General features: G+C 61.3%; 6 protein-coding genes. 2 read left to right on the top strand and 4 right to left on the bottom strand.

All coding sequences use genetic code 11. From position 1 onward, the window contains the following. Positions 1–30: 30 nt before the first annotated feature. Positions 31–1,146 carry a P1 family peptidase gene (locus C1M53_RS30475; protein WP_245488365.1) on the top strand — a complete coding sequence of 372 codons (1,116 nt, stop codon included), beginning with the start codon at positions 31–33 and terminating at the stop codon, positions 1,144–1,146. A gap of 108 nt (positions 1,147–1,254) precedes the next feature. Further along, positions 1,255–4,254 (top strand): AsmA family protein, encoded by a 3,000-nt coding sequence (locus C1M53_RS30470; RefSeq protein ID WP_129415765.1) that lies wholly within the window; start codon positions 1,255–1,257, stop codon positions 4,252–4,254. 76 nt (positions 4,255–4,330) lie between these two features. Here the strand turns inward: C1M53_RS30470 and C1M53_RS30465 are convergent, their stop codons facing one another. From C1M53_RS30465 to C1M53_RS30450, 4 genes are all read right to left on the bottom strand, one after another. Next, entirely contained in the window at positions 4,331–5,797 is a 1,467-nt protein-coding gene (locus C1M53_RS30465) for a serine hydrolase domain-containing protein (RefSeq protein ID WP_129415764.1), read from the bottom strand. A 268-nt stretch (positions 5,798–6,065) separates the two neighbouring features. Beyond that, entirely contained in the window at positions 6,066–7,205 is a 1,140-nt protein-coding gene (locus tag C1M53_RS30460) for an alpha/beta fold hydrolase (protein WP_165358284.1), read from the bottom strand. Between the two features lie 221 nt (positions 7,206–7,426). Beyond that, the gene (locus C1M53_RS30455; RefSeq protein ID WP_129415762.1) at positions 7,427–7,873 is read right to left on the bottom strand and encodes a hypothetical protein; all 447 of its coding nucleotides are present in this window, start codon (positions 7,871–7,873) and stop codon (positions 7,427–7,429) included. 256 nt (positions 7,874–8,129) lie between these two features. Continuing rightward, complete coding sequence (locus tag C1M53_RS30450; RefSeq protein ID WP_129415761.1) at positions 8,130–11,906, bottom strand: vitamin B12-dependent ribonucleotide reductase; 3,777 nt, start codon at positions 11,904–11,906, stop codon at positions 8,130–8,132. Positions 11,907–12,186 lie beyond the last annotated feature (280 nt).

Raw genomic sequence — 12,186 nt, 5'->3', positions numbered from 1 at the left:
TGACCGCCTTTCGAAATGGAAATCGCATTCATGGACACCACACCGCGCAAACCCGATGCCCGGGATCTTGGAATTCCCTTTGTCGGCACGCCGGGACCTCACAATGCCATCACCGACGTCGCCGGGGTGAAGGTCGGCTATTCGACCATCATCGAAGGCAGCGGCATGCTTGAACCCGGCAAAGGCCCCGTGCGCACCGGTGTGACGGCGATCCTGCCGCGTGGCCACAGCTTCGACCCGGTCTTTGCCGGCTGGTACTCGCTGAACGGCAATGGCGAGATGACCGGGACGACCTGGATCGAGGAAAGCGGCTTCCTGGAAGGGCCGATCACCATCACCAACACGCACAGTGTCGGCGTGGTTCGCGATGCGGTCATTGCGTGGCTGGTGCAACGCGGACTTGAGGGGCCGCATTTCCGCGATCTCTACTGGCTGCTGCCGGTAGTGGCAGAGACCTGGGACGGAATACTCAACGACATCAACGGCATGCACGTAAAACCGGAACATGTCTTCAAGGCTCTGGACAGTGCGACCTCCGGCCCGATCGCGCAAGGCAATGTCGGCGGCGGCACCGGCATGAACCTCTTCAACTTCAAGGGCGGCACTGGGACCGCGTCACGCAGGCTGGCCGATGAGGACGGTGGCTACACGGTCGGCGTGCTGGTGCAGGGCAATTTTGGTTCACGCAAGGATCTGACGATTGCCGGCGTGCCTGTCGGTCAGGAAATCACCGACCTGTTGCCTGATACGTCGTGGAAGCGGGAGGAGGCAGGCTCGATCATCGTGGTCGTGGCAACGGATGCGCCGCTGCTGCCGCATCAATTGAAACGGCTGGCGCGGCGCGTTCCGCTCGGGATGGCGCGCACCGGCGGCAACGGCGCCAATGGCAGCGGTGACATCTTCATCACTTTCTCGACTGCAAACCCCGGTGCCTTCAGCCGTGATGCGACGACCACGCTGGACATGATGTCGAACGACAAGATGAATCCGCTGATCGAGGCGACGGCGCACGCAACCGAAGAGGCGATCATCAACGCCATGGTCGCGGCCGAAACCATGACCGGGCGCGATGACAATGTCTCATTCGCCATTCCTCACGATCGGCTGAAAGAGGCTCTGAAGAAGTACAATCGACTCAATCGATAGTGGATCGGCCACAGCCAGTCGCTTGCAGAGGGCGGTTGTGAAATCCGGTATGCACTGATGTAAGGTTGTATCAGCACTGATTCTTTCCGGTGAAGCTGGCTGATCGATATGAAAAAAGCTGCTGCCGCAGTCATTGCCGTTGTTGCGGCCGTCGTAGGACTGCTCCTTTTCCTGCCGACCCTGATTTCGACGGACTGGGCAAGGTCCGAGCTGAGCCGGCAACTGTCCTCGGCAAGCGGAATGGACATCAGTCTGAACGGTCCGGTGCGGCTGTCCTTCCTGCCCAGTCTGGCCGTGGTGACGAAGGACATCACCATCTCGTCTCAAACAGGCGATCTTTCCGCGAAAGTGCCCGGGTTTTCGACCGCGATCACGCTTTCGTCGCTGTGGTCGAAAAAGCTCGAAATCCAGTCCATCGCGCTGGTCGATCCCGCCATCACCATCACGTCGTCCGCAAAAGCGGCAGATGCGCAGCCTGCGCCATCTGGCCAGGCTGACAACGATCCTTTCGCCGCCCTCGTCGGTACGCTGGAGCGGCTGGCCGTCAATCGTATCACCATTGAAAACGGCAGCCTTGGATCGACAGACGAAACCGGAGCGGCAAGCACCGTCAGTGCAATCGATGTCGACCTGAAAGCACCCGATCTCGACCGCGAGGTGGTGTTCTCGCTGGCTGCGACGCAGGATGGCCGGCGCCTGCAACTGGAGGGCACGCTTTCGGCACTCAGGCCAATCCTTCAGCGGCAGCCGGCCAAGGTTGCGATCGAAGCAAAGGTCGAGCCTGCGCCGTCACCTCTGCTTGCGTCGGTGAAGGCAAGCGGTGAAATCCGGCTGAATGCGGATGGCGGCTATCAGATTCAGGGCGGACAATTCGACCTTGCCGACCAGTCCTTCCAGCTGGACGCACTGTTCCAGCCCGGCAAGCCACACCGTTTCCTTGCTGACCTGTCCGCAAAGCGCATCGATGTCGGTGCGCTGGCCAGTTCCGGAACCGGCAAAGGAGAGCCGGGCAACGCCGGCGAACCCAGTCTCGCGATGTTGTCGAATATCGATGCGGATGTCAGCGTCACCGTGGATCAATTGGTCAGCGGCGCGCTTGCAGCGTCCGATGTCCAGTTCGCGGCGACCCTTCGCAACGGGCACCTGGAAGCCAATCTGCAGCATCTCGGTCTCGACGCAGGCAGTGTTGCCGCTTCGGTTTCGGCCGATGTGACCAAGGCTGCGCCCACCTTTCAGGGCAAGCTGACCAGTTCCGGACTGGATATTGGCGCGATGGCGAAGCTTGCCGGCCAGTCGGCCCCGCTGTCGGGAAAGATAACCCTGGATACCGCCTTCGCTTTTCGTGGGCTGAACGCAGCCAGGATGCGCCAAAGTCTCAACCTGCGGGGCACGGTCGGCATCCGCCAGGGCAAGGTTCCGCTGGCGGCGCTGGCCGGTCAAAAAGGCGGCGACATTACCGGCCTGAGCCTCGATGCGAAAATCCAGGACATCGCCAAGCCGGTCGATGTTGCTGGAAAGCTCACCTGGCAAGGTCAGGAGATCGCTTTCCAGTCGCAGGTCGCGCCAGCCGATTTCCTCGCAAGCCCATCGCTTGCAGAGGCGTCGGGGCCTGTCAGCCTGTCCGTCACCTCGAAGCTTCTGCGTGCCAGCGCGAATGGGACGATGGGTGCGGGCGGGACGTTCAAGGGGCAGGTTTCCGCCGCGACACCATCGCTCGACAGGCTCTTGCAGTGGCTGGGGCAAGGCGCATCCGGTGGTTTGCAGGATTTCGACTTCAAGGGCACCATCGACGCCGGACCGGCAGGGGTTTCGTTCGCGAACGCCAATGTTGGCCTGAATGGGGTCAAGGCGTCCGGCGACGGTGCTGTCAAACTTGGGACGCCGCTCAACATCCGCACCTCGCTCCAGTTTGCGACGCTGGATTTCGCGGCGCTCACGGGAGGGGGGAAGACGCCCGCAACTGGAAAACAGGGCTCGGCCGGCTCCAGCGACGCTCCCATCGATCTTGCCTTCCTCAAAGGGTTGGATGCGCAGATCGATGTCGCGGCGGACAGGATCGGTTACGGCAAGGTCTTTGCCGGTCCGGTCAAAACCACGCTCGTCGTTGCAAATGGGGACGCCGATCTGACGCTGCCGCAAAGCCCGTTTTACGGGGGCAGCATCGCCGCGAAAATGTCGGCGAGCGGCTCCGGCGATGTGCCGGCGATAAAGCTGGACCTGGCGATTGCCGGCGCGACCGCCGCACCGCTGCTTCATGACGCGGCGGGGTTCGACAAGCTGGAGGGCCGGCTCGACACGACCATCGCCGTTTCGGGAGCGGGAAAGACCACCAAGACGCTGCGGCGCTCGCTTGAAGGCAAATCCGCGCTGAAACTCAGCGATGGTGCACTGCGTGGCATCAACATCGCCGAGGTCTACAACAATCTGGCCGGGCTGCTCGCCGGCGGTTTCAAGTCGGACGACAACAAGAAGACGACTTTCACCGAACTTGGCGCGTCTTTTACCATCGAGAACGGTGTCGCGCAGACGCAGGACATCAGCCTGCTTGGCCCGCTTGTCCGCATGGACGGGGCAGGCAAGATCGACCTCGCCGAACTGACACTTGAAATCAATCTCAACCCACGGGTCGTGGCTTCGCTTTCCGGGCAAGGCGGCGACATAGCGACAAAAGGCATTGGCGTACCCGTCATTGTCGACGGTTCGCTATCGGCGCCACGCATCTATCCGGATTTGCGCAAGCTGTTGCAGGATCCAAAGGGCGCATTGGAGATGCTGAACAACCTCGGATTGCCGACCGGAAAACTGAACCTCGACAAATTGCTCCCGGGAGAAGCCGGAAATGGCAAAGGGGCCGGTGACCTCATTGGCGACCTGATCAAGGGAGGCAAGGACAAGGGCGGCAAATCCGGGCTCACCGACATCATAAATGGCGTCTTGCCGGGTCAGCAGTCGGATCAGGCTGCCCCTGATCCGGGAGTTGGCGATGTGCCGCAAGCCACCGAAGGCGCTGCCCAGGGTGAGACGGAGCCCGATCCGGGCCAGCCGCCTGCACCCGAGCCCCCGAAGAAAGACAAGATCGGAACGATCCTCGACCAGCTTCTACAGTAGCTTCTGTCGCTTCGATCCTGAGCCGGGTTTGGAGGCATGGAGCGGCCGTCTCAGCGAGCTTCTGCTCGCTTGGGTTTCAGCCAGGTTGACCGTCTCGCTGGGCGAGACGCCAGGTCACCGTCTGGATCCGGATCGGCTCGACAGGACCGCACTGTACCGCCGCAACGAGCTCGCCTGCGCTGCACGGTACGTGCAGTTCGAAGCTGCCATAACCGCCTTCGACGGCACCGATATCCGTGGCCACGATGGATGCCCCTTCAGAATCCAGTGCCCCGGATTTCTCCCGCAGCGCGGCGAGTTCCTGTGCTCTTTCCGGATAGGGGCGGTCCAGGGCGACGTTCTCCAGGAAGATGGCGTCTGCAGTGGTGTCGTCCCAGCTTTGGGACAGCAGGCGTTGAAGCCCGTCTGCCAACGGCTTGATCGCTGCAGGAACTGTCGGTTTGGGCGCGGCGATGCTGGTGGCCGCGCCGAGCAGCATGACCAAGGCTTCGGCAGCGGGGCTCCAGGCACCCGAATAGGTGGCGTTCTCGACCGCGACAATGCCGAGACGCGTCGCCGGGTGCCACCGCATGTGGGAGCTGAAACCAGGATATCCGCCAGAGTGGCTGACGATCGGGCCAAAGCGCGTGTGATCTTCGATCCCCAGACCGTAGCCATAGCCCTTGAGGCGCAGTTCGTCTGTTGCGTCGAAGGCGATCGGGCATTGGATCCGCTGCATTTCGCGCCGGCTGGCACTGGAGAGAGGTCCGTCATCGTTGCCCGTCGGGTGGAAGGCCGAGCACAGCCAGCCGGCCCAACGTGCCAGGTCCAATGGTGTGGTGACGACACCGCCGATGGCAGAAAAGGCGCCGGGGCCGCTGAACGGCAAGGCAATCCATTCGTCGCCGACCTTGCGGTATCCGGTCGCCATCGAGCCGTCCGGGACTGCAGCGGGATCGAAACCGGTTTCGTCGAGGCCGAGCGGCTTGAGCAAATTCTCGATCAAGAATTCCGGATAGGATTGGCCGCTGACCACCTCGATCACCTGCCCAAGCAGCGCGTAGCCGAGGTTCGAATATTCAAAACGGGTTCCCGGCGCCGTCGAGAAGCGGACACCGCTTCGCAGAATCGACCGGAAGGTCTCGTTGGAGATTGATTCCTGTCGATCGGCCCATGGATCGTCGGTCGGAAAGCCGCCGGCCATCGACAGCAGCATACGAAGTGTCGGCGCGTCCGGCTGATTGACCGGCAGGGTCGGAACGAGGTCAGGCACGTAGTCTGTCACAGGGGTGTCGAGCGACAGCAGCCCGCGGTCGCGCAGCAGCAGGACCGCTGCTGCGGTAAAACTCTTGGTGCAGGAAGCCACGCGGAAGCGGCTGTGCGGCCCGGGCGGAGCTCCCGCCGCCCCGGCGGTACCGAAGCTGCCTTCCAGCACCGGCCCGGAAGCGTCGAACACCACGAAGCGTGTGCCGGGGCACGCCCGGTTGGCGACGCGTTGCGCGAAAACCTCTGCCACCGCGGCGGCAAGTGCTTCGCGCTCGAGTAACTCGTTCAGGCGGGGCATTCTTCACATTCCTTCAGCCACATCAGGCTTTCGAAAAGCAGACAGAGGAAGAACCGGATCAGGCGCATCCGAATCTGCTTCGAAGTCCCGTTGAGGTTCTAGAAAACATCCACTCCTTCGAGGAAGGCTTTCGGCTGTCAAATCTCGGATAATTTTTGAGTGGTGGGGTTTTCGATGAGGGGCCGTTCAGGCAAAGATTCGCACAGGACTGCACCATCGCCCCCAAGGCTGCCCCAATCCCGGCCTGGCGATAGTGCTCCTTGCGCCATCATTGCCGCGTGATTGCTGAGCCAAGTTGACGTGGAGTGTCCAGCAACGCGCCCGCTGTGTTGAACACGAAGAGACCGGTGCGCGAAATCGGGTTACGACGGGCACGCGCTTCGTTTCGGCTCATCTGCTTCAGTGAAGGCAGAAGTTCTATGAACTTGCTGTGGTTCAGCGCATCCATGCTCCTGGCGTCCGACATGTTGATGACCCGGAGGCCGTACTGCGCAATGGTATCGTGGGTCTCCTTTGTGTCCTCGATCAGAACGTTGCCGACGCGTGGCAGGTCTCCTGACAGCCACTGTGAGACCGCCAGTGCCTCGTCATCTGCAGAGATTGCGACCGTAATCGGGGGATTGCGTTTGCCGATCACAGTGAGTTGGGTGGCGAAGACATCGAGGTCGATATCGGGCGACATCAGGAAAACCTCGCCGAGCTTGGGCAGAAAAGCGGATTTGCCTCGAATTGCCGCCTGACGCAGCGTCTCCATTGCCAGCAGATTGCCCATTGAATGCGCGATGATGTTGATGCGACGAATCCCTGATGTGCGGGCCAGGCTGCTCAGCAACTGCTCGAGATAGTCACGTGAAAAGGTGGCACTCTCGCGGTCCGTGAGATAATCGCCAACCGCATCGCGGGATGGCCAGGCGAACGCTACGATCGCTTCCGGGAAACGGCTATCGTGTTTCAGCTGCGCGGCCCGGAAAACGGCTCTCTCATAGCTGGTCTTGTAACCATGAACGAAGACGGTGACTTCGCCGGTGCCATTGGCGTCTTGAACGACATTTCGGTTGAAGCTTGCCTCGTCGAGAGGGGCTGATCTGAGCGCGACAAAGTCGGTCGCGGGATTTCCCGGCACCTGACTGGGCCACTCTATCTCGTTGGCAACATGCCTGGCCGGCACTGAAATCGTATAGGATCCATAGGCCAAACCATAGTTACGCTCATTGGTGAAATCGCGCTTGTCTGTCTCCGAACGCTTGCGTGTGGTGGCAACAAGGACATTGACGGGAGAGCCGGCCTTGGCCGTGGACGCAACCGGATGCAGAACCGCACTCCCGGGGCCGCGGGCGCAGGATGTTATGCTTGCGCTCGCTATGACGAGGACGAACCAGCAAAAGAAGCGGGAGGTCGAGGATGTCACGCTAGCCTCATCAAACAAACGATCGACATGTCACTCACTCGATATATCCATGGAGCGTATGTTCGACCGCCTTGGTGGCGGTCGTTAAGACGGGGTATCGCTTCACATTCCTTGGGGCCGTAAGCCAGCTGCCATGCTCCAAGATTTGAGTCGATGCCAGCGCCAAGTATTGACCAACGCTCACTTTGCGGATGTTGGGCTAAATCCGGTCAGAACCGCGATCACCAATGCCAGGGCATCGGCGTGCTCAGGTCGCACAGCAGGTCGATTTTCCCACCGGTCGGAGTAGCCAGCGTCAGACGGCCGATGGTTTTGGTCATTGGCGGTGGAGGTACGAGCACGGACAACACAGCGCCTCGTGCATTTGCAATACGATAGCTCCGAGCCCCGTCTTCGATGGCAAAACGGGCAGTCCAGTTCGCTTCCTGCAGATCGGGGAAAAGGGTTATTTCGCCACCTTCGACCCGTTTCAGCTTTGCACTTTTCCAGTCCGAAAAGGTGAACTCAAAGCTGTTCTTGCCCTCTGAGCACGAAATCGAATTCGCTACGGGGTCCGCCCCCTGCGCCAGGCTATCGCCCGAAGCCAGCAGAATCGCTGTCAGCGCAAATGCCGCAATCCTTACGTGAGATGGCAACTGTTTCGACGGCTTCGACGTGATGCTGGGCACAATCGATACTCTCGGCCATGTTGGATTACCGGGCACTCCAAGGCTACGAAGACCCGAACTGGCTGCAGGCACGGGACCGTCGGCCGACATGAGCCACTTCAAGCTGGCACGACTGCGAGAGAATGCCAACAGGGCATTCTCGCGCCTTCAATTGTGAAAACCAAAAGACCCCGGCGCTGTCGTGCCGGGGTCTTTTGCGTTGCCTGGAATGGCAAGTTGTAGAATGGAGTTTGCGTAAAGCCCGTCTGGCTCCGGATCAGCTGCACCCGCTCGTGGCGCCGCAGGTGTCGCACTTCTCGCAGGTGCCGTTGCGCACCATCGTGAAGTTCTGGCACTCCGAGCAGCTGTTGCCGGTGTAGCCCTGCAGCAGCGACTTGGCGCGGCGGTCGGCGGCCAGCTTCTTTGCCTCGGCGACTTCCTGTGCGGCAGCATCGGTGAACAGCGCCGAAGTCGCGGTTTCTTCTTCCGAGACTTCTTCGAAGGCGATGTCCTCGGCCAGTTCCTTCGCGCGCTCCTCATAGTCGCGCTTGTAGGCAAGCGCGTCCTCGGCATTCGGCTTCAGGGCCAGTACGTTGGAGCCTGCAAAGGCCGTCGGGGTTGCGCGGGCCGGGGCCGGGGCCGGTGTGCCGCCAAAACCCTTCGGCTCGGCGCCGAGGTTCGACACCAGCTTCACCGGCGAGGCGCCGCGATAGAGGCCCTTGGAGAAGGGCGTCGTCTTGCCTTCGGTGATGCCCTTGCCGAGCGAGGTCTTGTCGAGGTCTGACTGGTCGACATGGGCGAGGTCGTGGCGCGACAGGTAGGAAACGGCCAGTTCGCGGAACACATAGTCGAGGATCGAGGTGGCATTCTTGATGGCGTCGTTGCCGACGACCATGCCGGCCGGCTCGAACTTGGTGAAGGTGAAGGCCTCGACATATTCGTCCAGCGGCACGCCGTACTGGAGACCCAGCGAGATGGCGATGGCGAAGTTGTTCATCATGGCGCGGAAGGCGGCACCTTCCTTGTGCATGTCGATGAAGATCTCGCCGAGGCGACCATCATCGAACTCGCCGGTACGCAGGTAGACCTTGTGGCCACCGACAATCGCCTTCTGGGTATAGCCCTTGCGGCGGTTCGGCAGTTTCTCGCGGTCGCGATAAAGGCGTTCCACAACGCGCTCGACGATCTTTTCGGTCACCTGCACGGCCTTGGCGGCGGCGGGTGCGGCGATCAGCGCTTCGATGACGTCGTCTTCGTCCTCATCGTCATCGGCGATGAGTGAGGCGTTGAGCGGCTGCGACAGCTTCGAGCCATCACGGTAAAGCGCGTTGGCCTTCAGCGCCAGCTTCCACGACAGCATGTAGGCGCTCTTGGCGTCTTCGACCGTCGCTTCGTTCGGCATGTTGATGGTCTTGGAAATGGCGCCCGAAATGAACGGCTGGGCGGCAGCCATCATGTGGATGTGGCTTTCCACCGACAGGTAACGCTTGCCGATCTTGCCGCAGGGATTGGCGCAATCGAACACCGCATAGTGTTCGACCTTCAGGAAGGGCGCGCCTTCCAGCGTCATCGCACCGCAGACGTGAACGTTGGCGGCCTCGATCTCTTTCTTGGAGAAGCCCAGCGCCGGCAGCATCTCGAAGGAGAAGTCGCCGAGCTGTTCGTCGGTGAAGCCGAAGGTCTCCTTCACCCAGTCGGCGCCGAGCGTCCACTGGTTGAAGACGAACTTGATGTCGAAGGCGCTCTTCAGCGCTGCATTCAGGGCTTCGATCTTGTCGTCGGTGAAGCCCTTGGCCTTCAGCGACGACGGGTTGACACCGGGTGCCTGGTTGAGATTGCCATGGCCGACGGCATAAGCCTCGATCTCGGCGATCTGGCTTTCTGAATAGCCGAGCGTGCGCAGGGCTTCCGGCACGGCGCGATTGATGATCTTGAAATAGCCGCCGCCGGCCAGCTTCTTGAATTTCACCAGCGCGAAATCGGGCTCGATGCCGGTGGTGTCGCAATCCATCACCAGGCCGATCGTGCCGGTCGGTGCAATGACGGTTGCCTGCGCGTTGCGGTAGCCATGCTCTTCGCCGAGCTCGATGGCGCGGTCCCAGGCGGCCTTGGCGTGCAGGCCGAGTTCGGCCTGTGTCAGGTCGGCATGGACGAGCGGAACCGGATTGACCGCCAGCTTCTCATAGCCGTCCTTGTCGCCATAGGCGGCGCGGCGATGGTTGCGCATGACACGCAGCATGTTGACGGCGTTGCGGTCATAGTCCGGGAAAGCGCCGAGTTCGGCGGCCATTTCGGCCGAGGTGGCGTAGGCGACGCCGGTCATGATCGCGGTCAGCGCTGCGCAGATGGCGCGACCTTCGGCCGAGTCGTACGGAATGCCGGAGGTCATCAGCAGGCCGCCGATGTTGGCGTAGCCGAGACCGAGCGTGCGGTAGTCATAGGAAAGCTTGGCGATTTCCTTGGACGGGAACTGCGCCATCATCACCGAGATTTCGAGCACGATGGTCCACAGGCGGGCGGTGTGCTCATAGGCTGCGATGTCGATCGCGCCGTTGTCCTGGCGATAGGGCAGGAGGTTGATCGAAGCGAGATTACAGGCCGTGTCGTCAAGGAACATGTATTCCGAGCACGGGTTAGAAGCGCGGATGGCGCCGGCCGACGCACAGGTGTGCCAGTCGTTCATGGTGGTGTTGAAATGCAGGCCTGGATCGGCCGAAGCCCAGGCGGCGTAGCCGATCTTTTCCCACAGGTCGCGTGCCTTCAGCGTCTTCAGGACCTTGCCGTCCTTGCGGGCGGTGAGATGCCAGTCGCCATCGGCTTCAACGGAACGCAGGAAGTCGTCCTTCAGCGAGACCGAATTGTTTGAGTTCTGGCCGGAAACGGTGAGATAGGCTTCCGAATCCCAGTCGGTGTCGTAGGTCTTGAAGTCGAGCGCGGTGTAGCCCTGGCGCGCGAACTGGATGACGCGCTGGATGTAATTCTCCGGCACGGCGTTCTTCTTGGCAGCCTTGATCTCGCGCTTCAGCGCGGTGTTGATGGCCGGGTCGAAGCAGTCGTCGTCCTGACCTTCGCAGTTGACGCAGGCCTTCATGATCGCATCGAGGTGCTTCTTGACGATCTTGGAGCCGGCGACCAGCGAGGCAACCTTCTGCTCTTCCTTCACCTTCCAGTCGATGAAGGCCTCGATATCGGGGTGGTCGGCGTCGACGATGACCATCTTGGCGGCGCGGCGCGTCGTGCCGCCCGACTTGATGGCGCCGGCGGCGCGGTCGCCGATCTTGAGGAAGCTCATCAGGCCGGACGACTTGCCGCCGCCCGAAAGCTTCTCACCTTCGCCGCGCAGATAGGAGAAGTTCGAACCGGTGCCGGAGCCATATTTGAACAGGCGCGCCTCGCGCACCCACAGGTCCATGATGCCGCCTTCATTGACCAGGTCGTCGCCGACCGACTGGATGAAGCAGGCATGCGGCTGCGGATGTTCGTAAGCGGACTTCGACTTGGTCAGCTTGCCGGTGAACGGGTCGACGTAATAGTGGCCCTGGCCCGGGCCATCGATGCCATAGGCCCAGTGCAGGCCGGTGTTGAACCACTGCGGCGAATTGGGCGCCACGCGCTGGGTGGCGAGCATGTAGGCGAGTTCGTCACGGAAGGCGGCTGCATCTTCTTCGGACGCGAAATAGCCGCCCTTCCAGCCCCAATAGGTCCAGGTGCCGGCAAGGCGGTCGAAAACCTGACGGGCGTCGCGCTCGGAACCATAGCGCTCGTTTTCAGGCAATTTGGCCAGTTCGGCTTCGTCAGCGACTGAGCGCCAGAGGAAAGAGGGGACGTCGTTTTCCTCGACCTTCTTCAGGCGCGCCGGGACGCCGGCCTTGCGGAAGTACTTCTGCGCCAGGATGTCGGCCGCGACCTGCGAGAACTGCGCGGGCACGTCGATGTTGTCGAGGCGGAACACCACGGAACCATCCGGATTCTTGATCTCGGAAAGCGCCTTGCGGAATTCGATCTCCGCATAAGCCGATTGTCCTGGCTTGGTGAAACGCCGCTCAATGCGCATCGTCGTGGTTCCTTCTCATCTATATATAGCGCTTTTTGCGGGCGTTTGCCCGATCCCTTTCCAAAAAGCGCACGCCCCAGCTTTCCAGCTGCCTCGCAACAGCCGGTGTTCCTCGCCGCGCCTCGTTGCCACCCTGCTGCATTCCGCTTCCTTCGAAGCCTCTTTCAGCCTGCCGACAGACCCGCGCGGGTCTCTTTGATCTGAAAAATTTCGATTCCCTCATCGGAGGGCTCTTCACATTATCTAGGGCTGAGATTGGCTGCAAACACTAAATATAGTG

The organism is Mesorhizobium sp. Pch-S, from assembly GCF_004136315.1.
In the GTDB taxonomy this organism is placed as follows: domain Bacteria; phylum Pseudomonadota; class Alphaproteobacteria; order Rhizobiales; family Rhizobiaceae; genus Mesorhizobium.
The sequence above is the reverse complement of the archived record's forward strand: the minus strand, read 5'-3'. Positions and strand labels throughout refer to the sequence as shown.

Bases quoted from the DNA above. Each gene is read 5' to 3' on its own strand.
- C1M53_RS30475 (WP_245488365.1), top strand. From the start codon at position 31: ATGGACACCACACCGCGCAAACCCGATGCCCGGGATCTTGGAATTCCC.
- C1M53_RS30470 (WP_129415765.1), top strand. From the start codon at position 1,255: ATGAAAAAAGCTGCTGCCGCAGTCATTGCCGTTGTTGCGGCCGTCGTA.
- C1M53_RS30465 (WP_129415764.1), bottom strand. From the start codon at position 5,797: ATGCCCCGCCTGAACGAGTTACTCGAGCGCGAAGCACTTGCCGCCGCG.
- C1M53_RS30450 (WP_129415761.1), bottom strand. From the start codon at position 11,906: ATGCGCATTGAGCGGCGTTTCACCAAGCCAGGACAATCGGCTTATGCG.